At 54.1% G+C, this 26,107-nt stretch carries 13 protein-coding genes; 3 read left to right on the forward strand and 10 right to left on the reverse strand.

The window, feature by feature from the left end; genetic code table 11:
• Positions 1-105: 105 nt before the first annotated feature.
• Entirely contained in the window at positions 106-2,109 is a 2,004-nt protein-coding gene (locus tag T496_RS0102465) for a sialate O-acetylesterase (protein ID WP_027449341.1), read from the forward strand.
• A 55-nt stretch (positions 2,110-2,164) separates the two neighbouring features.
• Here the strand turns inward: T496_RS0102465 and T496_RS15285 are convergent, their stop codons facing one another.
• The 10 genes from T496_RS15285 to T496_RS13270 all read right to left on the reverse strand — a co-directional run bounded on the left by T496_RS15285 (position 2,165) and on the right by T496_RS13270 (position 20,557).
• Positions 2,165-2,287 (reverse strand): hypothetical protein, encoded by a 123-nt coding sequence (locus tag T496_RS15285; protein ID WP_262499083.1) that lies wholly within the window; start codon positions 2,285-2,287, stop codon positions 2,165-2,167.
• Entirely contained in the window at positions 2,284-2,541 is a 258-nt protein-coding gene (locus T496_RS0102470; RefSeq protein ID WP_155808610.1) for a hypothetical protein, read from the reverse strand. Before T496_RS0102470 ends, T496_RS15285 begins: the two co-directional genes overlap by 4 nt.
• Positions 2,542-2,668: 127 nt before the next feature.
• A complete protein-coding gene (locus T496_RS0102475) occupies positions 2,669-4,744 on the reverse strand; it encodes an FG-GAP repeat domain-containing protein (protein ID WP_081783512.1) in 2,076 nt (691 codons plus the stop codon).
• 217 nt (positions 4,745-4,961) lie between these two features.
• Entirely contained in the window at positions 4,962-6,662 is a 1,701-nt protein-coding gene (locus tag T496_RS0102480) for a RagB/SusD family nutrient uptake outer membrane protein (RefSeq protein WP_027449344.1), read from the reverse strand.
• Between the two features lie 13 nt (positions 6,663-6,675).
• Positions 6,676-9,720 carry a SusC/RagA family TonB-linked outer membrane protein gene (locus T496_RS0102485; protein WP_044110479.1) on the reverse strand — a complete coding sequence of 1,015 codons (3,045 nt, stop codon included), beginning with the start codon at positions 9,718-9,720 and terminating at the stop codon, positions 6,676-6,678.
• Positions 9,721-9,737: 17 nt separating this feature from the next.
• Positions 9,738-11,234, reverse strand: a complete 1,497-nt coding sequence (locus tag T496_RS0102490) for a fasciclin domain-containing protein (RefSeq protein WP_155808612.1) — start codon at positions 11,232-11,234, stop codon at positions 9,738-9,740.
• Positions 11,235-11,247: 13 nt separating this feature from the next.
• Complete coding sequence (locus T496_RS0102495) at positions 11,248-13,110, reverse strand: fasciclin domain-containing protein (protein WP_231477984.1); 1,863 nt, start codon at positions 13,108-13,110, stop codon at positions 11,248-11,250.
• Positions 13,111-13,113: 3 nt separating this feature from the next.
• Entirely contained in the window at positions 13,114-14,679 is a 1,566-nt protein-coding gene (locus T496_RS0102500) for a RagB/SusD family nutrient uptake outer membrane protein (protein WP_027449348.1), read from the reverse strand.
• Between the two features lie 15 nt (positions 14,680-14,694).
• Positions 14,695-18,003 (reverse strand): SusC/RagA family TonB-linked outer membrane protein, encoded by a 3,309-nt coding sequence (locus T496_RS0102505; protein WP_027449349.1) that lies wholly within the window; start codon positions 18,001-18,003, stop codon positions 14,695-14,697.
• Between the two features lie 7 nt (positions 18,004-18,010).
• Complete coding sequence (locus tag T496_RS13270; protein WP_052342040.1) at positions 18,011-20,557, reverse strand: fasciclin domain-containing protein; 2,547 nt, start codon at positions 20,555-20,557, stop codon at positions 18,011-18,013.
• Positions 20,558-20,766: 209 nt separating this feature from the next.
• On the opposite strand from T496_RS13270, the gene T496_RS13275 reads away from it, so the two are divergent.
• Positions 20,767-23,124 (forward strand): glycoside hydrolase family 95 protein, encoded by a 2,358-nt coding sequence (locus tag T496_RS13275; RefSeq protein WP_052342041.1) that lies wholly within the window; start codon positions 20,767-20,769, stop codon positions 23,122-23,124.
• A 3-nt stretch (positions 23,125-23,127) separates the two neighbouring features.
• Complete coding sequence (locus T496_RS0102520) at positions 23,128-25,908, forward strand: beta-mannosidase (protein ID WP_027449350.1); 2,781 nt, start codon at positions 23,128-23,130, stop codon at positions 25,906-25,908.
• Positions 25,909-26,107: the final 199 nt, after the last annotated feature.

Raw genomic sequence — 26,107 nt, forward strand, 5'->3', positions numbered from 1 at the left:
CAAGCTTTCTGACCCAAAAATGCTTTAAACTGACATGATTTTATTAATTCTTCTCAGATAATTTCTATACTTTTGCATACTGTAATTCGTTTAACCAATAAAGAAATGAAACCTATTAGTTTAATCCTAACATCAATGGCTGCTGTTGCAACTCTGCAATTGAGTGCACGCCCCGTCATGCCACCTTTGTTCACAGACAACATGGTCATCCAACAACAGACCGATGCCCCCATCTGGGGTACGGCAAAGGCTGGTAAGAAAGTGACTATTACAGCTTCTTGGAACCAGACTACGGTCTCTACCACGGCCGATGCCAACGGCCACTGGCGCACCTCGCTGCGCACACCTCAGGCTGGAGGTCCCTACACCATCACCATCAGCGATGGACAGAAGATCACCTTGAAGAATGTCATGGTGGGCGAAGTATGGCTCTGCTCCGGACAGTCCAACATGGAGATGCCCATCGACGGATGGTCACGAGTCAACAACTACGAGCAGGAGAAAGAGGAGGCCAACCAGTATTCAAACATCCGCCTGTTGCAGGTGCGCAAGAACATATCGCCAACGCCTCTCAACGAGATGGAGACCAATCTTGGCGGTGGATGGCAGGTATGCTCGGCCAAAAGCGTAAAGGAATTCTCGGCCACGGGCTACTTCTTCGGACGAGAGATACATAAATATCGCAATGTCCCGGTAGGACTTATCGACGCCTCGTGGGGCGGCACCTTCATTGAGCCGTGGACCAGCGCCGAAGCACTCCGTCAGCATCCCGACATGACAGAGGCACTGAACGACGTCAGCAAGCTCCCCACCGACAAGACCGAGCGAGAAAATATCTATCTCAACCAACTGAACCAGTGGAAACAGCAGGAACGCAGCCTCGACCCAGGGTATGAGGGAGAGAAACCACTCTGGGCAATGACCTCGTTCGACGATAGTCAGTGGCCTGAGATGACGATCCCCGTGCAATGGGAAAAGGCCGGGCTGACCAACTATGACGGTGCTGCCTGGCTACGTCGCACGATAGACATTCCCGCATCATGGGCTGGCAAGGAAGTAAAACTGTCTATGGGCGGACTCGTTGACGACATCGACTTCACCTACTTCAACGGCATACAGGTGGGCCAGACCAACAGCTATGGCGAGAAACGCGACTACACCATTCCTTCACGATGTGTAAAAGCGGGCCGCTCCACACTCGCCGTACACCTCATCGACACCGGTGGCGACGGCGGTATCTACAGTCCTGCCGACCAACTCTACCTGGAGTGCCGCGGTGAGCGCATCTCATTGGCTGGCAACTGGCATTACAAAGCCACCACACCCATGGCCTCACTGCCCCGCATTCCCGTCAACAACACCTCTTCACCTAATCAGGTCACGGTGCTGTACAACGCCATGATCAACCCCATGGTAGGTTTTGCCATTCGCGGCACCATCTGGTATCAGGGCTGCAACAACGAGCACAAAGGCTATCAGTACCGCGAACTGCTGCCGCTGATGATTCGCGACTGGCGCCATAAATGGGGCTACAACTTCCCCTTCTACATCGTTCAACTGGCCAACTACAAACAGCTTCAAACCGAACCTGGTGACGATGAATGGGCTGAAGTGCGCGAAGCACAGGCCATGGCGGCCCAACACGTAGAGAACTCTGGACTGGCATGCCTCATTGACATTGGCGAAGCTGGCGACATTCATCCACGCAACAAGCAGGAGGTGGGCCGCCGCTTAGGACTGGTGGCTCGCGCAAAGACCTATGGCGAACAACTGGAATATGCCGGACCTACCTATAACGGCTATCAGATTGAAGACAAAGCCATTCGTATCTGCTTCACCCATGCCGACGGTTTACGCACGTCTGACGGAGGCCCCCTGAAGGGATTTGCAATTGCAGGAAGCGATCATCGCTGGCATTGGGCCAACGCACGCATCGAGGGACAGACCGTCGTCGTCTCTTGTCCTGAGGTGGCATCGCCTGTGGCCGTGCGCTACGCATGGCATGTCAACCCCCTCTGCAATCTGCAGAACGCAGCAGGTCTGCCCTGTGTGCCTTTCCGCACCGACGACTGGCCTGGCCTGTCTATCAACAATCACAATGCCAACTGATTGATTTCCACATACAGAAAAGTGCCGCACCACTCAGTGGTGCGGCACTTCTTTTTTATTCATGCTTTACTTTCTTCCCGTCTATCACGTAGATGCCTGGTTGCAACGTTTCAGGATCAGCCTTCAACGGGCGTCCATCAATCGCATAGATACCTATATGGCGAGGCCTCTGGTTCATCGTGTTTGGCAGGTCACCGTCCACGCGGCAGCATCCTTGGTTTCCGGCCAGTATGTGCCGGAGTTATCGTCGGCAAAATAATAGCCTGCCGAACCATAAACGCCCGTAAACAGCGTCGTGTTGTTGTACGCAATAGACATATACTTCGATGTTTCGTCGAAGTTGATATGCCATCGTCCCTCACTGATGTTGAACGCACCCGCATGCAGAGCATTCAGGGCCATTGCCATCATAAAAACAATTGATTTTTTCATAGGAAAAAAGTTAGTTAAACATTATTAGATCAATGGTAAATGGTCAATAGTCAATGGTCAATGAAAAGACAAAGGGGCGCATTTCGATATCGGAACACGCCCCTGCCGTTGTGAGATAAGAATGGTATTATTTGATTACTTTAGTCACTTGATTACCCTTCTTCACGATGAAGAGTCCGCGGCCCAGGCCATCGATGTCGGCGCCCAGCTGACGACCATTGGCATCATAGATGCTGGTGGCATCGTACTGGATAGCCTTTGTCGTCTGGATGCCATCGGCAACACCGACCTCGGCCTTCGTAAAGGTACTGGTGGTCCAGTCGTTCTTGATGGTCTGCACACCCACCTCATAGTTTCCGTCAGGCACACTGATGGTATAGGTCATGGCAGAGGGATCCTCGCTGCGCAGAGCTACGCCCAGCGCATTGGTGGTGCGAAGTGCACCGGTCTCGAGGTCTGCGGGAATCAGCTGACTGATCCAACCTGTCTCCTTGTTCTTGACATAGAGGTTATAGGCATTGCCAGGGTTCATATCGTCGCCGGTCCAACTGATGGTCAGTTTGCCTCTTTCCTCCTGAACAGCCTTCACATTGGTGGGAGCGTCGGGAGCCTCGATGCCGTCTGTCAGCTGGTTTTCCCAGATACCGAAGTCGAACCAATAGTCGCCTGACACATCTAGCGCACCGTCTCCATTGACGTCACCTAGAGTCAAATAAGCTGTATTAGGATCTCCAAAATCTGTGTCGAGCGAGAATGTGCCATCGGTATTTTGGGTATGAATACGAGCACCCCAACCTTTTTCTTCAACATCGGTCCAACCATAAGAGAATACATCTACAAGACCATCGTGGTTGATGTCAACCAGGTTAGCATAGGCTGCGCTGGCACCATAAAGGCCATTGCCCTGACCTACAGAACTGCGTGTGAAGTTGAACTCGCCATCGCCATCGTTCAGATAGACATCGCCAGCCTTAGGCATACCCTCACCGCTCTGCGTACCAAAGATCACGATGTCGAGCCAACCGTCGTTGTTCATGTCGGCCACCTGCAGCTCACTTTCATACACCGCAGCAAAACTCTTACCCTCAAGGTTTACCTCCTCGAAAGTGCCGTCCTGCTTATTCTCATAGATGTATAAAGAGATGGCATCGTCATCGTTGCTCCAACCGGTGGTGATGATATCCAGCCAGCCATCGCCATTCAGATCGGCAAAAGCAAGCGCACCATGGCTCATTGGCTTTGCTTTCATGTTAGGCTCCATCTGTCCTGATTCTACGTTGGCTTCAAACAGATCGGCAGGCTTCTGGTTCTGTTCGAAAGGAATGGGCTTGAACACGTTGGCCTGTGTGAATGTGCCATCACCATTATTATGATAGAGGGCTACCAGGCGCTCGCCGGCCACATCCTCACCATCCATCCACTTGTGATAGCACTGTATGAGCACATCGGTATAACCGTCGTGGTCGTAGTCGCCGAAGGCAATGCTCGAGTTGGCGCGGTTACCCAGAGAGTAGGTGTTCTCGTTTCCGCCCTTGGGGAAGGGACATGGCTGCAGTTCGAAGATACCTTCAGCATTCTGCAACTGGAACGCTACATACTGGGTGTCGTCGCCCACCTTCTGTCCGCTGTACTCCGAGAACTTCCAGCCCCACTCGTCCTGACCATAGATATAGGCATCAAGACGACCGTCGTTATTGGCGTCGAAGAAGTGATAGCCGCCCCACGTGGTTGGCAGCAGGCCATGAGCCTCGGTGCTGGTGCGTGCGCCCTCGCCCCAGTGATGCCAAGAGCTGGCCACTTCGTGGGTGTAGTTGCCGCCACCCTGATTAAAGAATATATTGGCCGTACAAGCCCAGCTCAGCGAGAACCATGAGTTGGGATCTTCCGCATCGCCCTGCACAGCCCATTTGGTGTGTTTCTCCAGAATTTTGTTGTCTGTTCCATCGAGTACGTAGTTACCCTCGGGATCAGTCTTGAAGGTCACATCTCCAGAACCATCTTTGTCATTGTCGGGTCGATACTGTCCGCCATAGACCACATCGAGTTTGCCATCGCCATTGACATCGGCAAAGGTCACAATACCACGGTGCAGGGGCATGAACTTCTCCTGGTTCTGTTCCTGTTCCACCTGTTTAAACGACTGTGCCTGTGCCGACAGAGCCGAACCCAGTAGCAAGGTCATAAGTAATGTAGAATGTTTCATAAAAGATAAAGTTGTTTTTAGTTAATGATTATATGATCTCATAAAGTTTTTACGGCTACAAAAGTAGCTATAATTAGGCACACTCCACTATAACGTCTGTGGTGAAAGATATAAGGAATGTGCCTAAATGGTTTTTCTTCAATATTGGTGCAACAAATGTGTCATTTTGCGATTGTTTCTTTTCCTACAGGTACTTGTTTTCCTGCTGACTATCAGTCTATTTCTCGTGCGCAAACCATTCTGCAAGGTTCAGAAGGCGCTGCTCGGTGGCTGCGTCGTCTTCATACTTTCGGCTCACCTTCCTTGCCATGAATGCAGGATGGTTGTCGCGATGGTGGGAAATGCGCAGGAGGTCGAAGAAGCGGTTGCCCTCGAAACAACTTTCGGCTGCCATCTCATCGAGGATGGCGCGCTCCACGTAGTCGGTGGTATCTACATCTGCCGGAATCACATACTGGGTCTTATCCCAGCGGATGCCCAGTCCCAGTCCGCGGGCTGCGGTGCCGATATTCTGGTCATACTGCGAAGCGCGGAAGTCGATATAACTGGGATAGCGCTGCATCTCGAGCGTATCCACACGATGCTGGATGGTGTCGTACATCACGGCGTTCAGTCCATACTTCAGCACAGCAAAAGCTGTGGTGGGGAAGCCAGCTCGGTTGATAGCCTCGGCATAGCGAAGATACACCGTGGAAGGACGCAAGACGGCAAGTGACGTGAGCGAACGACGACTCAGTAGGTCAGTCTCGCTGCCAGAGAGGTTATTGTAGAACTTCGTGATATAGAGGGGAGAAGAGGCTGCGCCACGTGCCGCGATGGTAGGTCCGAAGGCATCGCCGATGCGTTTGCCGTTCGACAGTTCTGCCATGCCGCGCAAGTCGCCATAGAAGAAGCGCGAGATGGCCTGTCCGTTGTCAGTATGGAAGTGTGTGCGCTGCTGCATCCAGTCAGTAAAAGACTTCACTGGGAGTAATGCCGGTGCATGGAACTCTGAAGAGAGTCCGTCGTCATAGGTCAGTTTGCGCAACTGACTGTGTGCTGAGCGCAGATTGCTGTCGAAGACCTGTCGGGTGATCATCTCTGAGACATACGCACGCAGATGCCCGTTGTTCAGCTCCTGTCGGGTGGCAGTGCGCCAGGTGTTGGCATAACCGCTGCCCACCGTGAGACGTCGCTGACGTATCAGTTCGTAATAGGCGCTGGCCGCCTCTTCATACCTATTATTATATAGATACAGATCACCAAGGAGCATCGTCGTGGGCAGGAAGAACTCCGAACTGTTCCAACCATCTATGCTGCCATAGTCCAAGGCACGGATGTTGGTAAATGGCTCCAGGTCTGCTATCAGCAGCAAGGAAAGTGCATCCAGGTCGGTTTCTGTGTCATGAAGCGCTGCAGCACTGCTGACATCGGTCAGAGGTTCGGTGAAGTAATTCACCTTACCAAATATCAGTGCCATCTGCCAATAGGTATAGGCCCGCAGTGTCTTCACCTGTGCATATTCAGGCAGCAGCACTTTGGTCTGTCCCTCAACAAGGGTGGTATCCATGTGCGACAGGATGTAGTTGCAGTTATTGATGATGGCATAGAAATCGCGAGCCTGAGCATAGGCGTTATCCGACGAGAACTGCAGGTGGTCGATAGCCTGCAGATCCGTAGATGCCACCTGTGGATCTACCGTCATCAGGTCGCCACGCAACTCACCCATCAGCACGACGCGGTCGGCCACCTGTTGCAGTTGGGCCAGAACGCCAATTACCGAGTAGATAGAGTCGTTGGCCTGGTTCAGCTGATGCTGGTTGTCATAGGCCACCCGATGGTTGTCGGTCTCCATCATATCCGAACAAGAGAAGAGCGCTGCGCCAAGGCAACAGCAAACAAGGCCCTTACAAAGCTTATGATATATTCTTTTATTCATCGTTACAGTGTTATTAGAGGTTAAGTTTCAGTCCTACGTAGTAGGCACGCGATGTGGGTTGCAGACCGGCATCGATGCCCTGGTATAGCACCTTGTTGCCATAGCTGAACTCAGGATCTGCGCCGAGATAATGAGTCAGCGTGAAGATATTATTCACCGAGGCCCATAGGCTCATGCCCTGAATATACTTTGGTTTGATAGGCAACTGATAGGTGATGCTCAGCTGTTTCAACTTCAGGTAGGAAGCATCTTCTATCCAGCGATCGCTGAAGCGACTGTTACCCATGGGGTCGCCATAGGTAGCACGCGGTATGTCGGTATGCTGACCATCGGCCGTCCAGCGGAGTCGCATGGCCTCACTCTGGTTGTGGATGCTGCTGCCACTCTCCAACTGCTGGCGCAAGGCATTATACGCATCATTGCCCCATGAATAGGTGAAGAGAGCATCCAGCGTGAGTCGTTTCCACGACAGGTTGAAACCGAAGGTGCCATAGACATCGGGGTTGGGGTCGCCAATGATTGTTCGGTCGTTTTCGTCGATGATGCCATCGGGCGTCAGATCGGCAAAGTGCATGTCGCCTGCAGCGAAATTCACACGTCGGCCTGTCTCGTCGATGATGCCAAGACCAGCCTCATCAGCCGCTTTCTGGTCGGCAAAGACGCCCTCACTGCGGTAACCGTAGAACACGCCCAGTGGATGATTCTCACTCGTCAGCACCGTTGCTCCGAGGATGTCGGCCGTAAAACTACCGTTCGTCAGGTGTGTCACCTTGTTTTTATAGTGGCCCACCGACAGGTGCGCATTCAACTGCCAGTCTTTCTTATCAATCAGACGGCCAGTCAAAGCCAGTTCGAAGCCCTCATTCTGCAGTCTGCCGTCGTTGGTCCAATAGTTCTGCAACCCATACTCCTCACGCAATTGTTTGCTGACCAGAAGATCACGTGTCACAGAGCGGAAGTAGTCGGCACGCAGTGTGAACCTGTTATCCAGCAAATGAGCATCAACCCCGAAGGTGGCTGTGCCGGTGCTCTCCCACTTCAAGCGGTCATTACCGATATTCGTCAGTACAAGTCCTTTGGCCTGTCCTACAAAACCGATCGACTCGAAATAAGGACACGACACCGTGGCTGGCAGGTTGTCATTACCCGTCAGTTCGTAGCCTACGTGCAACTTCAAATGATTGATGCCACGCACCTGCTTCATAAACGACTCTCCCGTAACGAGCCAACTGGCCTCTACAGAAGGAAATAGTCCCCATCTGACGCCGCCCAGTGCAATGCCGCCATCAGCACGACTTCCGAAACGACTATTGTTCTCCATCGTGGCTGAAACCAACAACTGGTAGCGGTTCTTCAGCAGATAGTCTGCCTGGGCATACCAGGCCAGGTCGCGCCAGTCTTCGTTTGTGCCCAGGGTTGTACGCAGTGCAGAGTTGGTGACTGAGAGCGAGCGCAGATTGTCACTACCCGTGTTGTATCCCTGTCCATAGTCACCCTCAAAGGTATCATTGATAAAGCGGAAACCTGCCTTGGAGTTGAGCGTAGCCTGCTGCGTCTTCACGATCTTCCAGTTGGCCTCCATAGCTACAGACAATGTGCTGTGGCGGGTCATCAGACTTGCCACGCTGTTGTCGCCCTCACCATACCAATCGCCTTGTTCGTTGACCAGCTGAACCTCTGGCAATCCAAAGTCGGGCAAAAAGGTGCTTTCCTTTATCTTGTCCCATGAATAGTTGACCATGGCCGACAGGTTCAGGTTGCTATTGAAGGTATAGGTCGGTGCCAGTGTGGCCGTGAAACGATAATTCTTCGTTTTACCCTCAGCCTGTTGGATAATGGCCAAAGGATTGCCAATGCCCAGTTCATCCACATCCGACAAGCGATGAAACAGGTTACCCTGCGTATCATACTGGTAGGCATGATACAGAGGAGACTTCACATAACCCATGTTACGTGGAGAATACTGACTGAAAATGCCATCGTCGAAGAGATTACGGGTGACCTGCGAGAAAGAGATATCTGCGCGTGTCTTCAACTGCTTTGTAAGATCAATATCCGAGTTGAAACGCACGTTCAGTCTGTCAAAGTCTGTCTCACGAATAGCGCCCTCGTTATGGGCATAGCCCAGCGAGAAGGCATACAAGGCAATATCGTCGCCGCCACGCACGGCGATGCCATAGTTCTGTGTCACCGCATTTCGCCCGATGACGTTCTGCCAGTCTGTATCGTTATGGTTGGCATTGTAATAAGAGGTGTTGGGCTGATCATCCATGAATCGAAGAGCATGTCCGTCTATCATGCCCGTTGGTATCAGGTCAGAAGCCAGGATACGATAGTCCGAAGCGCCAAGCAGAGGCAGTGTCTTGCCCCGCTGCTTAATGCCTGCAGAGAGGTTCACTTCTATCTCGGTGGCCATATTACGGCTACGTTTCGTTGTGATCACGACAACGCCGCCAGCGGCCTTGGCACCCCATATAGCAGTTCCGTTCTTCAGCACTTCAATGCGCTCAATATCCTCGGGAGCTATCAAGGCCAGCGGATTACTGAAATAGCCTTCATGCAGAGATGTGACGTCTTGCTGCGACTGCCATATCTGTCCGTCAACGACAAAGAGCGGCTGCGACTGCATATTGATGCTGTGAAGTCCTCTGACGAAGAGGGCTGCACCGGCAGCGTCAAGTCCACTATGTCCTGCCATACGCACATCGCCCAGGAGGCTTCGCTGCACGGCATCGTCGGTACTTAGATTGACAGGCACCGATTGCGCTACGGGCATCATCTTGATCAACAGCTCCTTGCGGCCTTGCAAGGGGATGATCTGTGTGTCAAAACCTGGGGCTTCTACGCGCAGCAGACCATTGCTATCGTCCACCTTCAAAGAGAAATCTCCTCCCTCTTCGGTCATGGTCATATTCGTCGTACCGATCAGCGTGATACGTGTACCTGCGAAACGCTCGCCAGTAGCACTGTTCACAACCGTACCCTTAACTACAGTCTGCGCATGTCCTGCCACTATGAAGAGATGAAATAATGAGATTATCAATAATATTCTTTTCATATTTCTTCTGTGCTTTATTATTTTTCTACGGGTTCAAAGATGATGCGGTCTAACCTGAATGAGCGCGACAACTCACCGGAGGAGAACTCCTTGGGAGTGACGTTGGTGGTGATGGTCAACTGTGTGGTGACGGGCACCCCACTGGCATCATTTGCGTCATCCATCAACCACAGGCGGTCGGTGGTATTGCTCACGGGAATCTCCAGATTCTCAAACGCCAGCATACGTGTCACGTCCGTACCACTCGTCAGCAATGTCTTCACATTATTGCGCTTGGAGGCCGAACGTCCGTTTGTGTTCTGATAGGCCACCGTGAACGACACACGCGTGGAGTCCAACTCTTCTGATGCTCCCTCTACCGTGACGGGGAGGAACACGGCATACACATTGTATGTTCCTGCCAGCACACCAGGAATGTCGAAGATCACCGTGGGGTTGGTAGATGCCGAGATGGGAACCACCTCAATATAGCTGTCACCACTGATGTGATCCACCATACTGCGTGCCGTCACCTCGCGTGCATAGACCGAGGTCAGCGTGTTGTTATAGGTGCGACCGTTCTGCTGTTCGGCCTCTATGCTGATGGGCTTGTCCCACGTCTCGCGGTTGTTGAAGTTCAGGTGCGTAGCAGCCAGTGCGCGACCGTTCGAAGTCTCCAGTTCTGTGGTGCCAGTCACCATCGCGCTGGGCACTGTGTCACGATAAATCAGGTTCTCGACGATAGCCAGTTGTGTGCGCACATGCTGCAGAGAGTCGGCCACCGCTGCATCCTCATCAAAGACTTTGAACGAAGGGGAGATGCGCTGATAGGCCTCATCCCACGCCGCATTGGTAGGCAGCACCATGGTATAGGCAGAGTCTTCGCGAGCAATAGCACCGATACCATAGACAGCGTGCTCCAGCAGTCGGTTATAGTTCACCATCACCGAGTCGTAAACAGGTCGTCCCTGCTCGTCGATGTCTATTTCTGTCGAGGCATCGACATCAAACTTCACTTCATCAAATTGGCTGATGAATGCATACGCTTTCGAGAAGTCGGGATTCGTCTGCAGGTGTTCATAGAGATTGTTGCGGTAAGGAATGGGGTGCTGCAACTGGTGAACCAGTCCGTTTCTCGCCTGTTGGTTGCCGGCCGTGATAGGCGTTCCGGCAAAGCTGTCAGCAGCATCAAACTCATAAATCTTTCCGTTCAGCATCTCTACGCCGACGCCCTGTGGTGTCGATGTAGGATAGACATGGCGGGCTATGTGGTTGGCCACCACCCTACTGATATCTGCGGCGTCGCTTCCCTGCACGGGGGCAAACACGGTGAACGACTGACTCGAAGCGAGCAGGTCAGCATAGCCTGCCTGACGCACTTGTTCTGCAAAGGTCTGCGTGCTTCCGTCCAGCACCTGCATCACAGTCTGTCCGTAGCCCGCTGGCAACTGCTCTTCATAGTGGTCGCTCCAATCAGAGCAAGCCGTGAGAGCCAGCGACACCAACAAGACTGCTATTTCATTATTATGTTTCATCGTCTTACTGTTTTTAGTCTTTATCTTCTGTATCTATCAGACTGGTCGGCACATATTCCAGATAATCAAAATGGAACTCGCCGAGTTCACTCTCTATATTTTTCACGCGGAAGTAGTGAGGGCCATAATCCTGGAAAGTGAAGGTGCCCACGATAAAGCGCAGGGAGCCTACATTCTGTCTCAACGTCTTCTGTCCGTTGATCGCATAGACTGAGTTGGGGCCTTTCATATAACCGCGATTACGCATCATCTTGTCGTTCTCCGCACCGTTGTCGGTGGTCTGGTCATCACTGATCCAGCCTATCTGAGGCTGTTCGCCCGTGTAGTTGAAAGACACGGGAATACCGATGATGTCGCCATCCACAAAAAGCTGCGCAATACCACCCCACGAGCGAGCTGAATAGCCCAGACGTATTTCGTAGGTGCCGGGAGGCACGGGCAACATACGCACCGTGACATCATACCAGCCTCTGACCGAAATCTCATCAGCTTGGTAGTTGGTCCAATAGTCAGATGCCCACATAATAAATTTCGAGGCGTCATTGAATTTGAGGTAATCGCCACAATAGTCTGGACTCATCGTATAGCCCCCAAAGCCGTCCAGATTCGTCAGCTTCCATCGTATGTTGTTGTTGGTCAGCTGTGGTGGGATGCTATAGGCATCAAAGCGGATACGCTTATTGAGCACATCATGCTGCATCACCGTTTCATCATATACCAGCATGTCGGTGAGCGAATGGATAAAACCATTCATGCCGTCGATATTAGACCTCGACTCGTCGATGCCCACATAGCGTCCGTCTCGCTGTTCGTTAAGATGGTTGCCGGCCTTGAATTCTATCAGGCGGTTTTCCAGCATGGTCTCATAGTATTCATAGCGTTTTCCCATGTAGTAGCTGCTGGTGCACACGCCATTATATATAAAGGAGTTGGTGGACATCTGGCGGTTCAGCATGTGGTAACTGACAAACTTGTTCAGGGCATTATGGCGACTGGTCGGGTCGGCCTCGTCTTCACGGCCATAATACGTCTGGGCATATCGTTCCAGATCGGCTATGTTGTGAATACCGGCAGCCTCCATCACACTGTTTGGTTCTGCAAACAGCGTATAGCCCAGGCGGCGCTGCTGCAATGGCTTCATCGTGTAACCCAGCACATTGACAAACTCCGTTGTATAGGGACTCTTATAGGTCATGTCGTAGGTCTCGGTTATCGAGTCGTTCAGATGCGTCAGTCGCAAAGCCTCAGCAAAGATGCTGTATGCAGGCATCTGGTCCAGAATAGAGCCCAGCGTCTCGTCACTTGGCTCCAGCACGTGGTCTATCACGTGCACCACACCATTGTGCAGTTCCACGTCAGGGACGGTGATCTGCGACTGCTTGTTCACCCAGATCTGGTGTCTTCCTTCGCCGGTCGTCGCATATGAGATAATCACATAGCGGTTGTTCATGTTCGATGTGCCCAGGGCACCCTCTGTGAAGTCCTTTGTCAGATAGTCAATGGCCGTAGAACGGATGATGTGGTTATACACGATCTGCTGTTTCTCTTCCTTTGTCAAGGCATCCAACGAGGTGTGATGCGCCTTGAAATAAGTATCGAAAGCCACGTCGGTGGGGACAAAAGCCGTGTAATGTCCGTAAGTCGATAAGAGCGAGTACTCGCCTGCATCCTCTACGATCTTCGTAAAGATAGCAAAGGAGTCCGGACGGTTTTCTATATAGGTGGCCACGGTCTCACCCTTGAAGGTGTAGTAGCTGTCTCCGCTCAGGTCATCGCTATTGCAAGATGCCAGCAGGGCAACGACCACAGCGAGTGTGCCAAAGAGCACGCCTTTGGCCAGTTTACGTTTCACGTATGCAGATATCATCGTTTTCATACCTTAGTTCTTTTCTATATCACTGGAAGTTGCATAAAATGGGTTCTGTTTCAGCAGCTTATTCACCTTGAGCTCATCGCGGTGAATAGGCAGATAGAGGGCGTTCAGCGTGTTCAGGCGCGTCAACACGGTTGCCTGGTCCTGACTCTCATACTTTCGCAACAGATAGGTAGAGACCACATTGTTTAGGTCGCCCGTTCTGCGGATGCGTCGCAGGATGTCAAAATAGCGCTTTCCCTCAAACAGGAATTCTCGCTGGCGTTCGTCGAACACCAGGTCGCGCATCAGCTCTTGCGAGTTGTACCTCGACAACTGCAACGTCCCGCTACCCTTTGAAGGGTTGGCCCTGTCGTATGAATAGCTCACCAGCGCCAAGGCTGCCTCCAGGTCACCAGCAGCATTACGCTCCACCAGTGCCTCTGCTTTCATCAGATAGACGTCGCTCAGTCTGTACACAATCCAGTTCTGTGTGTTCTGATTCGTCACATAATCACCCTGCAACACCTGTGCACTGGTGCTTTCCTTGCGATAGGCCACATACTTCTTGATGGGTATGAAGGCCGCTGACGTGTTGCTCCACAGCGCGTCATACTGCCTGACGTCGCTATTCTCAAAGAGGTTATATTTCTTGAAGTCGAGAGACGACAGGTAGTTGGCACTGGTGCGTCCGCCCTCCGTGCCATACATCTCGCACACCACGTAGTTGGGCACATAGTTGTCAAACTGCAGTTCAAAGATGCTCTCCGACGAATTGCCTATACCAAACACCTGCTGGTTGTAGCGTGCCGATGGTTCCAGGAAAAGCGGGTTAAGGCCCGGTTGCAGCACCCTGTCGCACATCGCGATGCACTGGTCATACTCTCCCAGCCATAGGTACATATCGGCCATCAGCGTCCAGAGGGCTTTCTGCGTCACGCGTCCTTTGGTGTCGCTCGTTGTTGAATAGACGGCTTTCGCATAGTTGTCTTTGATGGTCTCCAGCTCTGCCAGCAACTGTCGCAGGATGGTGTCGCCATCCGTCTGTGCCAACTGGAAAGGACGGGTGTCGTCGCTGTAGGCCTGCGTGGTGAAAGGCACATCACCAAACGTACGCACCAGATAGAAGTAGCACAATGCGCGTAAGGTCATCGCCTCAGCCTCGTAGGCACGCAGTTCGCCAGTCTTGAAATTGGGATCCTGCTGCTGCACCTTTGGGGCATTCTCCAGCACGGTGTTACAATAGTTAATCACGCGATACAGGGGCGACCACTGCGTATAGCCATTGCTTGCATCGATATTGGCCGAGAGCATGTAGCTCAGGTCGCCACCGGGGTTCATGCCTGCCAGCACATTGTCCGAGCGCACCTCGCCCCAGACGATGAGACGTTCCATGGCCTCGGGCTCGAGCAGCGCGCGGTAACAGGCAGCCAGCGCACTCTCCACATCCTGCTTCGATTGCCAGAAGTCCTCGCCCACCAGTTCCGTCTGTGGTTTCAGGTTAAACCAGTCCTCGCAACTGGTCAGGGTGCAGATGCTGCCACCACCAATCATGAGGGCTATGAGAATATGATAAATCTTCTTCGTAATCATAATACACGTAATAAATTAGAGTCCTACTGTAATGCCAAAGGTGAAATACTTGGAGCGCGGTGTCTTCGACCAGTCGGCACAGATGCCCTGAGAGTCGTAGCCCACCTCGGGGTCAACACCAGAGTACTTCGTCCATGTCAGGATGTTGTTGAGCGTGAACGACAGTGACGTCTGGCTCAGGCCCACGCGCTTCACCAGCTTCGGGTCTAACGTATAGTTCACCGTGAGCTGTTTCCAGCGCAGGAACGATCCATCCTCCACGAAGCGGTCACTACCCATCCAGTTGCGACCGTCTTGATACAGGGCGCGTGGCATGTTGGTCACGTCACCATCCTTACGCCATCGCCAGTTCACCGACACACACTGGTTGTCGTTCGAGTACATATTCTCGGCATACATGCGGGCATAGTTGACCACCTTGTTGCCATAGCGGAAGTTAAAGAAGCAGTTCAGCGACAAGCGCTTGTTATAGCGCAGCGAGAAACCGAAACCGCCATTCAACTTCGGGTTGCAGTTGCCCAAATAGACCACGTCGAGCTCATCGATGGTGCCGTCCTTATACACATCCTCATAGATGGCATCGCCACCACGGAACTTCCGTGCGCTGGTGGTGCCATAGGCATAGTACAAAGGCACGGGCTCATGATAACTGTCGAAGACCACGTTTCCGTTCTTATCGCGTGCCACCGGTGCGTTTGGTCCACTGACGCCTGGCACTTCCACTTCGCTCCACTTGTCATACTGATAGACGCCGTGCGAGCGCAGTCCGTAGATAGAACCAAACGAGTTGTTGATCTGCACTCGGCTCAGATAGTTGCCGTTGGCATAGCTGAAGTCGCCGTTGTACGAGTCCAGCACATTGGCGTCCAGCGCCTTGATGGTGTTCTTATAGTTCGACAGGTTGGCGTTGAGGTCCAACGTGAACTTACCCATGTTGATGAGGTTGGTGGTGTTGATGTTCAGCTCCCAGCCGTCGTTGTCCATGGTTCCTGCGTTGATATAACTCAGATAGTCGAAACCCGAGCTTCCCGGTATGCGCTGGTCTTTGAACAGCATGTCTTCCGTGCGACGGTGATACACGTTGAGGTCGGCCGTGAAGCGGTCTTCAAACAGACCGAGATTCAGTCCCACGTTGTAGCTCGTGGAGCGCTCCCACTTCAGATTGGTGAGCTTCACCGAACTGGGTTTGATCGTTGGCGTGCCATTATAGTTGTTGCCGCCCGTGCCCCACGAACCGTTGTATCGTGCAAAGTACAGATACTCACGGTCGGGCATATTACCCGTCACGCCCCATCCGGCGCGCAACGAGAATTCCGACAACCAGTTCTCCCAGGGTTTCAGGAACTTCTCATCACTGATGATCCACTTACCCGACAGCGAGGGGAAGGTGCCCCAGCGGTTGCCAGAACCAAAGCGGGTAGAACCGTCCCAGCGGATGGTTGCATCCAGGATATAACGGCCCTGATAGGCATAGTGAAGACGGCCAAGCACCGCCATCGACCGCCACTGACCTTGTTCCGAGTTGAGGTCACGCAGGTTGGCTCCTGCCGTAGCATCGGTGATGGCCTGCGAGGGCGAGCCAAACGTCACAAAGCGCTGGCTCTGCGAGTTTCCGGTAGTCATCTGCCATGAGCCATACAGCATCAGCGAGTGGTTGTCACCCGTGTTGGGCATCCATGTCAGGTTCTGGTCGGTCATCACCGACAGGCCCTCGTTTTCCTGCTCCTCGCTGCGGTTGACCTGTTCGTTCAACCATGTTGTAGGCACAATCTCCTTAGGCAGGAACTTATTGATCTTATAGTTCTCGATGTCAAATGTCACGTAGCCATTGTAACGCAGGCGCTGATGGTCGGTGGGTTCGATGAAGTCATACTGCACACGCAGCGTGGGGATGATACGCATGTTCTTCTGCACGTTCTGCGCCAGATGTGCCACAGCGATGGGGTTGTAGAGGTCTTTCTGCGAGGCATCCAGTCCCGACGAGGGTAGGATGTTATAGTAAGCCCCCGTGTTGTTGCCGGCATTATCCTGTCGGTAGATGCCCACGTTAGGTAGTTTGCGGTAGGCCACGTCCAGCAAACCGATGTTTGAGCCCGTGGCTGGATAGTACTGCTCGTAGTTACGGTCGTTGTTGGTGTAGGTCATCGAGAAGTCGCTGGTGAACTTCAGGCGTTCAGACACCTGATACTCCAGGTTCATGCGGGTTGAGAAGCGATCCATCTGCTGTTCTATCACCGTACCTGTCTGGTTGTAATAACCCAGCGAGGCGCGGAAGCGGGCTTTCTGTCCACCGCCACTGATAGAGAGTGAGTGATCGTGTGTCCATCCCATCTGACTGACCTCCTTCACCCAGTTGGTGTTGTTGTTAAACTGCTCGTATTCCGAGAAGTTGGGGTCGTAGTTAAACTCGGGCACGTTAGCCTCGCGCTCGTCTTGATTACGGTTGAAATAGGCCTGCTTCATCAGCATGGTATAGTCGTCGCCGTTCAGCATCTTCATGCCCTCCGGCTGCCAGTTGCCGCTCAGGCGGTAGCTATAGGTCACACGAGTTGGTCCTGTGACGCCCTTCTTTGTTCTGATGCTGATAATACCGTTGGCACCGCGTGCGCCCCATATCGCGCAGGCAGCACCGTCTTTCAGCACGGTGATGTCCTCTATATCCTCTGGCGATATGTTCAGCAGCGTGGCAAACTGATCGTTCGAAGCCGTGTTATAGTCGAACGAGGCGTCTATCTGCGAGTCGAAAGGGATGTCGTTGAGCAAGATCAGCGGTTCGCTGTTGGAGTTGATACTCGTGGTACCACGCACACGCAGCGACGAGCCACTGCCTAGGTCGCCCGAGTTGGCCACGATGTCGAGTCCGGCAATGCGGCCCTGCAGGGCGTCATCGACCGAAGCTACAGACATTCCCTCGAAGGTCTTCATCGAGATGGTCTGCTGTGCACCGCTCAACTCGCGCACCGGCACGTTGAAACCGTCGGCTCCCGTGCGTCGCTTTCCTTTGATCTGCACTTCGGCAATGGTCTGACTGTCGTCTTTCAGGGTCACCACAAAGCGTCTGCGGTCTTTGATGGGCAGCAGCTGTGTCTTACAGCCCACATAGGATATTTTCAGCATGTTGTCCACGTTCTTCACCTGCAGTGAGAAGTTACCGTTGAAGTCGGTCACGGTCGATGTGATGATGCGTCCGCCCTTGTCCTGTTCCACGATGGTGGCACCAATACACTCGCCATCAGGAGCCATGACCTGTCCGGTAATCATCGTCTGTGCGGTGATACCGCCGACGCACATCATAAGTAGGGTTAATAATAAATATCGTTTCATGTTTCTTTTATTCTGGGATTAAGGCACGATCAATGAGGTGGATCACAGACTGCGACGAGCTGACCATCTGCGTGGCGTTGCGATAGTCGCTGTTGTTCACGATGAAGTCACGACTCTGCAGGTTATACAGTCCGGGCGTTTTTACCACATGGGCATGATGTCCGTGTGCATCGGTGAAGGTGAGGTTCTGACCGTCGCCGCTGACACTGATTTTCTGGAAGCGGCCACTGTTAGAGCGGGCTGCCGTTTCGAAGGTCAGCGCAGCAAAGGGTCGGCTGTCCACATAGGTTGAGTTGTCGATGAAATGGTACTGAAGGAAACGTATCAGTCTGACAGCCCACTGGCGCTGCACGTCCACATCGGTTTGCTGGGCTATCTCGCTCCAGGTATGCAGCGTCGGGTCGGCGGCAAAGGCTGCATCGACGGCATCGTTGGTGGGCACCAGCACCGTGTACTGGAAGTTGGCAAACGAAGAAACCACGTTGCCCAGTCCCGACGAGGCCGAGGTGCGGTTCAGCGTAAAAATGCTTTTGATCTCAGGGTCGTTCTGGAACGTGCGGAACACCATGTCGTCTCCGTTCAGCAGTTCGAAGAACTTGGCGTACTCGGCATGCGCCTGCAGGTTGGTATAGACCGAATTGACAGGATCCTGCAACACGCGATCCACGATATAGCAGCGACCGTTGTCCGTGTCATAACGACTTATCTGATGGGCATCGGCCACCTGTTGCTCGTTGTCGCCGCCACCCGTGGCGGTCATCTGCTGGCCGGCACCGCTGAAACGGAGGGTCGATCCGCCCTTCGACTGGTAGTAATGATGCGTGCCGTCGTCCACATAGCCGCTCATGTTTCCCTGTTCGTCTTTCATGCCCACGATGATATGGCGATCGCAGATGTCATACAGACGATTGCGCAACAGGCCCACATCGCTGATGGTGTATTGAAACTCGCCCTTTGTGCCGTCGTCATTGACGGCATAGACATCGGCCGTCACGGGCTGGTCTTTGGTCTCATCGTAACGGAAGGCCCATATCTGGCGCTGGCTCTTTCCCTTGGCCCAGGCAATGGGGTCGCGGTAGTTTTGCAAAGCCTCATCGGTGGGCACCAAGAGGTTGTACATGTTCTCCATAGAGCGCAAGTACAGGAAGAACTTCATCTCGTGGTCCTGCAGGGCCCAGTTCATGATGCGGGTGTTGCGGTTGGTCATCACCGGCGCATAGACGCTCTGGTAGTCGATGGGGGGATACACCTTGTTGGTGACATACACCACGCCATTGCCCGTCACGTAGGTTGCCACCACATCCTTCTGATCCACGTGCATCGCAAACGACGCCTCATCGTTCATCGTGGACCACGACGATGGCAGACTGCTCATGAACGACTTCTTCTGGTGGTTCTTCACAAACAGTGCCACCAGCGATGTGGGCACCTCGTCCCACGTGCCGTAGGCATCTTTCAGGTAGGCACCCTTTCCACCGTTCAGGTAGTTCTGCATCGCCTCGTCCGTAGGTACAAACATCACACCCATATCCTGCATAGATTGATAGGTGTTCTGCGAGGGGTCTATGTATAGCAATCCGTAGTGGGTCATATCGTTGCCCTCGGGATCGCTGGGTTGCGACTCGGTGAAGTAGCGCTTCACGAAGATACTGTCGCTGATCACGGGGTGCGCCTTGTCACGACCGTCGTACAACTGGTGCACGGCATCGGTGGCTGCACTGTTATAATAAGGTGCCGAGAAGCGCTCCATCAGTCGGGAGAACAGCTGGGTCTGAGGATGGTGGTTGATGACCTCACTCATCGGACTATTGGGCGTCAGCACTTCCTGCACCACGTGTACATAGCCGTTCTTGCAGGTGATGTCTTTCTCCACCACCTGCGTACCGTTGACATACACGTCTTTTGCATCATAGGCCTTGCCCAGGATCAGCGACAGGTCGGCTGCCGCCAACTGGTTGGCTGCGGTGTGTTGCGGCGTGAAGTGCACCATATAGGTATCGCCCTGATCGGCCAGTCGCACGCCCGTCTGCTGGTATTTCTGCCAGAAGGGGGCAGCCAGTTGGCGGGCATCCTGGCACCACTGTATGCTGTCCAGATAGCTATACTGTGTGGCACGGCGCAGGGCGGTGCCTTCTCCGCTCTGACTCTCCGAGTCGCCCGTATTGGCCAACATATAGGTCAGATAGGCCATGTTGATGGTGCTGGACCCCAGCAGACAGCGTTTCTGGGCATCCGTGAGCTGTTCGTAGGCGGTCACGCCCCATGGGTTGCCACCATTAAAGAAGCGCGTCCAGGCGTCATCGCGCGCAGGAAAGACGGTCTTCGAGCCCGTCAGCCTGAGCACCTGCCGGTAGTCCAGGTCGTCAACCAGTCGCAGATAGGTCGTGAAATCACCCTGTTGCTGCAAGTAGTCATAGATGCTCGCACCAAGAAAGTCTGGTTCATGGCTTTCGTACTCATACTCATCCGAGCATGCCGTCAGTCCACCAGCCAAGGTCAACAACCCAATGATGGATGCCGACCAGCGAAGCGGGACTAAGTGTTTTTGTTTCATAAGATTTTTACTAGATTGCTTTAATTTCGATGCAAAGGTAACATATTTAAATAAAGGTGGGCACGCTAATCGCACCAGAAAATGAAACGTATGTCGCAATTGGTGGCAACCTGCAACGATTCTTCCATTTTTATACATCTGCAAACCATTTGTATTATACAATATTATTGTACTTTTGCACCGTATTAATAACTAAAAGAGAACGTATTATGAATTCCAAACATTTTTGCATGCTTCTATTGGCCATGCTTGTTCGTGTCGGTGCCACAGCTGCCGAAACACCTCTGGTGCTGTCGTACGACAAGCCCTCGGAGAAATGGATGGGGGCGCTGCCTCTGGGCAATGGCCGTCTGGGCGCCATGGTCTATGGTGGCGTGGACAAGGAAACGGTGGCCCTGAACGAGGCTACGCTCTGGTCTGGACAGCCCGACCCCGAGGCCAACAACCTGTGTGGACCTGAGAAACTGCGCGAGATGCGCCAGGCTTTCCTCAGCGGTGACTACCGTCGGGGCAACGACCTGGGATGGCAGTCGCTGTGTGGCCACGGCAAGTCGTTTGGCACCCACCTGCCTTTCGGCAATCTGGTGATCACAGACGAGGCGGCCGCGACCGACATCACTGACTACAAGCGCTGTCTGTCGCTCAGCGAGGCGGTGGCTACCGTCAGCTACAAGCAGAACGGCATCAGCTACCGACGCGAGTATTTCACCTCTAATCCGGCACAGACCCTGGTGGTGCGCTACACGGCCAGTCAGGCACACGCCATCAACGTGAGCATCGGCATGGACATGCTGCGCCACAGCACCGTCTGCGCTTCAAGCGCTTCGCAACAGCAGGGCTGGCTCGACATCAATGGCGATGCCCGCTTCGACAAGAACGGCGAGGGCGGCGTGCGCTTCCGCGGCCTGGTCAGCGCTCAGGTGGAAGGGGGCGAGATCAGGGTGGTTGACAACAAGCTGGTGGTCACCAATGCCACCACGCTCACCCTGACGGCCGACATCCGCACCGACTTCCAGAACATGAACTACCGCCAGCAGTGCCGACAGACCGTGACGGCAGCGACCGCCATGCCTTACCAACAACTGAAAAAGGCGCACGTCAAGGACTACCAGCATCTGTTCAACCGCATGTCGCTCTGCCTTAATGCCGACGGCAAACAGGCCACCGGCAGCACCGAGGCACTCTTCCAGGCGGCCCGAAAGGGACAGCCGGACCCGGTCTTCGACGCGCTGTTCTTCCAGTATGGACGCTACATGCAGATCAGCTCTTCGCGCGAAAATTCTCCCCTGCCCTCCAACCTGCAGGGCATCTGGAACGACAACCTGGCTTGCAACATGCCGTGGACGTGCGACTACCACCTGGACATCAACATCCAGCAAAACTACTGGAGCACCAATATTGCGAACCTCAGCGAGTGCAACACGCCGCTGTTTTCCTATCTGTCGCTGCTGGCCAAGCACGGCAGCGTGACGGCACGCAAGGTGTATGGCTGCCGTGGCTGGGTCACTCACACCATTAATAATGTGTGGGGCGACACTGCGCCTGGGGGCTCTTGCTCATGGGCACTGAACGTGACGGCAGGCGCCTGGATGGCTACCCACCTGTGGACGCACTATGAGTTCACGCAAGACCGCGACTACCTGCGCGAGGTGGCCTACCCGCTGCTGAAAGAGACGGCCGAGTTCTTCATGGACTACATGATTGAAGACCCCCAGACGGGCTATCTGCTCAGCGGACCCAGCATCTCGCCCGAGAACAGCTTCCGCGGCCCCGACGGCAGGGATTACTCGCTGTCGATGATGCCTACCACCGACCGTGCCACCATCTATGAGATCTACCACGCCTGCATCGAGGCAAGCCGCCTGCTGAACGTCGATGCCGACTTCCGCGCACAACTGGAGCGCGACATCCGCAAACTGCCGCCCTACTGGGTGCGCCAGAATGGCGAACTGGCCGAATGGCTGCTCGACGTGGGACGCAGCGACCCGTCTCACCGCCATGCCTCTCACTTGCTCGCGCTCTATCCCTACGGACATATCTCGCCCGACGACACACCTGATCTGGCACGTGGCTGCGAGACGTTCCTGGCCAACCAGACTTCGCACGCCAACTGGGAAGACACCGAGTGGACACGTGGCAACAACATCAACTTCTATGCGCGCCTGCGCCGTGGCGAGAAGGCCTACGAGAGCCTGATTGGACTCTACACGGGCTTCATGCGCGAGAACCTGATGACGGTTTCGCCCGCCGGCGTGGCCGGTGCTCAGGAGGACATCTTCTCGTTTGATGCCACCGAGGCTGCCGTGGCCGGTGTGTGTGAAATGCTGTTGCAGAGTAGCCCCAATCACGAACTGACCTTCCTGCCCGCCCTGCCCCAGGCCTGGAAAGATGGCAGCGTGCGTGGCATCTGTGCCCGCGGTGGCATAGAGGCCGACTTCTCCTGGAAGGACGGCCAGGTCACCACACTGGTGCTGCGCTCCAAACTGTCGCAGACCGTCACCCTGCGACTCAACGGCACCACCCGCACCGTTCAGCTCAAAGCTAACCGTCAGACAAAAATACTTTAACACATGATGATACGAAAAACCATTACTTCTCTACTGCTGCTGGCAGCCACGGTGGCCAGCGCCTCCGTCAGCCAGCGCACCCTGCATGAGGGCTGGCGCTTCCGCCAGGGCAACTCGGAGATATGGCACCCCGCACAGGTGCCTGGCAACACACACCTTGACCTGATGCGCGAACGCATCATCGAGGATCCGTTCTATCGGCTCAACGAGCGCTCGGTGCAGTGGGTCGATAAGGAGGACTGGATGTACGAGACGCACTTCCAGCCCACGGCCGAAGAACTGGCCGCCAGCCATCAGACGCTGGTATTCAAAGGTCTGGACACCTATGCCGACGTCTATCTGAACCACCAGCGCATCCTGGTGGCCGACAATATGCACCGCGAGTGGCGATGCAACGTGGAGGGTATCCTGAAGGCGGGCGACAACCTGCTGGAGGTTTTCTTCAAGAGCCCAGTGAAGATGAATGTGCCGAAGTTCGACGCCCTGCCCTATCGCCACAACACCGGCCCCGACCACTCGCAGATGGGAGGCCTGTTCGACAAGACCATCTCGCCCTTTGCCCGTACCGCCGGCTTTGAATATGGTTGGGACTGGGGCCCACGCCTGGTGACCTTCGGCATCTGGCGCCCAGTGCTGCTCGAGACGTGGAGCGGCACACGCATCGCCGACGTATGGTATATTCAGAAGGACGTGACCAAGGCCCGCGCCCAACTGCGCACCATCGTTGAGGTCGAGGCCGACAGCGCACAGAGTGCCACCATAGCCATCACCGCCGACGGCAAGCCTGCCACCACAAAGGCCGTTGCCCTCAAGCCGGGCCTCAACACCATCACCCTCGACTACACCCTGAAGAATCCCCGACTGTGGTGGACCAACGGCTTAGGTGAGCCTTATCTGACGACGATGAAACTAAGACTCACCCCCGACCCCTCTCTGAGCAGAGAGGGGAGTGGTCACTCTCAAAGCAACAATCGCGATAAAAAGCTATCTACTCCCCTCTCTGAGCAAAGAGGGGCTGGGGGTGAGTCTTCCACCCTCCTCGGCATCCGCAGCCTCAAGCTCCACAACGACAAAGACAAATACGGGCATAACCTCTATTTTGAACTGAACGGTGAACCGCTCTACGCGAAGGGCTCTAACATGGTGCCCAACGACAACTTCCTCAGCCGCGTCAACGACAGCATCTACCGCCAGGTGGTGGCCGACGCAGCAGCTGTCAACATGAACATGATTCGTGTGTGGGGCGGTGGCATCTACGAGGACGATGCCTTCTACCGATATTGCGATGAAATGGGCATTTTAGTGTGGCAAGACTTCATGTTTGCCTGCCAGACCTACGAGGTTGACTCGGCCTTCCTGGACAACATCAAGGAGGAGGCCATCTGCAACGTGCGCCGCCTGCGCAACCATGCCTGCATGGCTGTTTATGCCGGCAACAACGAGGAGCAGGATGTGTGGTTTGGATGGGGTGGCAAGAAGCGCTACTTCGAAGAACTGGGACAGGCCGACCGCGTGTGGAAAATGCAGCACAGCATCTTCTATGAGGTGCTGCCCGAGGTGGTGCGCCAGTATGGTGGTGGCATTGCCTATCGCCCGTCGTCGCCCTGGGCTTTTGAAAACACGCCCAGCGATGGCATCAATGGCGACGACCACTACTGGGGCGTATGGCATGGCGGTGAACCCATCGAGGCTTACTTCGACCACCACGTGCGCTTCCAGTCGGAATACGGGTTCCAGTCGTTCCCCGAGTACGAGAGCGTGCTGCGGTATAACCCCGATCCACGAGACCACGACATCTACTCGGAGGTGATGATGGCCCACCAGAACGCGGGCACCTATGCCAACCACCGCATCGAGGAATATATGGGTCGCGACTACCGGGTGCCAAAAGACTTCAAGCGCTTCCTCTACGTAGGCCAGGTGCTGCAGGCCGACGCCGTGAAGATGGGCATGGAGGCCTTCCGACGCGACCGCCCGTTCTGCATGGGCGGCATCGTGTGGCAGCTCAACGACTGTTGGCCGGTGGCCTCATGGAGCAGCCGCGACTACTACGGCCGCTGGAAGGCGCTGCACTACGTCACCCGCAAAGCCTACGACGACATCCTAGTCTCCCCCCGCATCAAAAACGGTTCAGTCTGTGGCGATGTCATCGCCACCCCCACCAAACAAGTAGCAGCCCTCCCCACAGAGGAAAACGCCAAAGCCATGCAGCAGCAAAAGCTCCCCCTCCCCTCAGAAGGAGCAGACGGAAAGCTCCTGGAGCTGAAGCTCGTCAACGACCGACGGACCCCGGCCACCGGCAACCTAAAGCTACAGTCCATGACCATCGATGGCCGCATCGTCTTTGAACAGACAAAGAAAGTCAAGCTACCCAAGAACGATGCCATCAACGTCCAGACATGGCGCGTCAAGGACCTGATTGGCGATGAAATGGCCGAAAACGTAATCTTCTACATCACCTACGAGACGGGCGGCAAGACCTACTACAACATTGCCTATCCCGTGCGTCAGAAGGACATGCACTATCGCAAACCGCAGCTCACCACTGCCGTCACCCCCGTTGCCGACGGCTACGACGTCAGCGTGAGCACCGACATCTTTGCCCGTGCCGTGTTCCTCAAGACAAAAGGCATCAATGATTTCTTCGCCGACAACTACTTCGACCTGCTCCCCGGACAGACGCGCACCATTCATGTGCGCACATCCAAGCCACGCGCCCAGTTCCTCAAAGAGCTTAAAACAACAACCCTAGGCGACGACTACGAGACCAACAGCATACAGTAGTCATAAATAAAGGATAATAAGAAAACGGCCCATTTTACCGATGAAATGGGCCATTTTTGCATGCAATAGTATAGACATGGCGATGCAGCACCTTAGGTTTTATAAGGCAACACCATAGGTTTTAAGGAACAAAAGTATACGTTTTGAAATACAATAGTATAAGTTTGACAATGCAAAAGTATAGGTTTTAAGATGCAAA

Origin of the sequence: Xylanibacter brevis P6B11, assembly GCF_000621825.1 — a bacterium.
GTDB classification, from domain to species: domain Bacteria; phylum Bacteroidota; class Bacteroidia; order Bacteroidales; family Bacteroidaceae; genus Prevotella; species Prevotella brevis.

Bases quoted from the DNA above. Each gene is read 5' to 3' on its own strand.
- T496_RS0102500 (WP_027449348.1), bottom strand. From the start codon at position 14,679: ATGATTACGAAGAAGATTTATCATATTCTCATAGCCCTCATGATTGGT.
- T496_RS0102505 (WP_027449349.1), bottom strand. From the start codon at position 18,003: ATGAAACGATATTTATTATTAACCCTACTTATGATGTGCGTCGGCGGT.
- T496_RS13270 (WP_052342040.1), bottom strand. From the start codon at position 20,557: ATGAAACAAAAACACTTAGTCCCGCTTCGCTGGTCGGCATCCATCATT.
- T496_RS13275 (WP_052342041.1), top strand. From the start codon at position 20,767: ATGAATTCCAAACATTTTTGCATGCTTCTATTGGCCATGCTTGTTCGT.
- T496_RS0102480 (WP_027449344.1), bottom strand. From the start codon at position 6,662: ATGAATAAAAGAATATATCATAAGCTTTGTAAGGGCCTTGTTTGCTGT.
- T496_RS0102495 (WP_231477984.1), bottom strand. From the start codon at position 13,110: ATGAAAACGATGATATCTGCATACGTGAAACGTAAACTGGCCAAAGGC.
- T496_RS0102485 (WP_044110479.1), bottom strand. From the start codon at position 9,720: ATGAAAAGAATATTATTGATAATCTCATTATTTCATCTCTTCATAGTG.
- T496_RS0102475 (WP_081783512.1), bottom strand. From the start codon at position 4,744: ATGAAACATTCTACATTACTTATGACCTTGCTACTGGGTTCGGCTCTG.
- T496_RS15285 (WP_262499083.1), bottom strand. From the start codon at position 2,287: ATGAACCAGAGGCCTCGCCATATAGGTATCTATGCGATTGATGGACGC.
- T496_RS0102465 (WP_027449341.1), top strand. From the start codon at position 106: ATGAAACCTATTAGTTTAATCCTAACATCAATGGCTGCTGTTGCAACT.
- T496_RS0102490 (WP_155808612.1), bottom strand. From the start codon at position 11,234: ATGAAACATAATAATGAAATAGCAGTCTTGTTGGTGTCGCTGGCTCTC.
- T496_RS0102470 (WP_155808610.1), bottom strand. From the start codon at position 2,541: ATGAAAAAATCAATTGTTTTTATGATGGCAATGGCCCTGAATGCTCTG.
- T496_RS0102520 (WP_027449350.1), top strand. From the start codon at position 23,128: ATGATGATACGAAAAACCATTACTTCTCTACTGCTGCTGGCAGCCACG.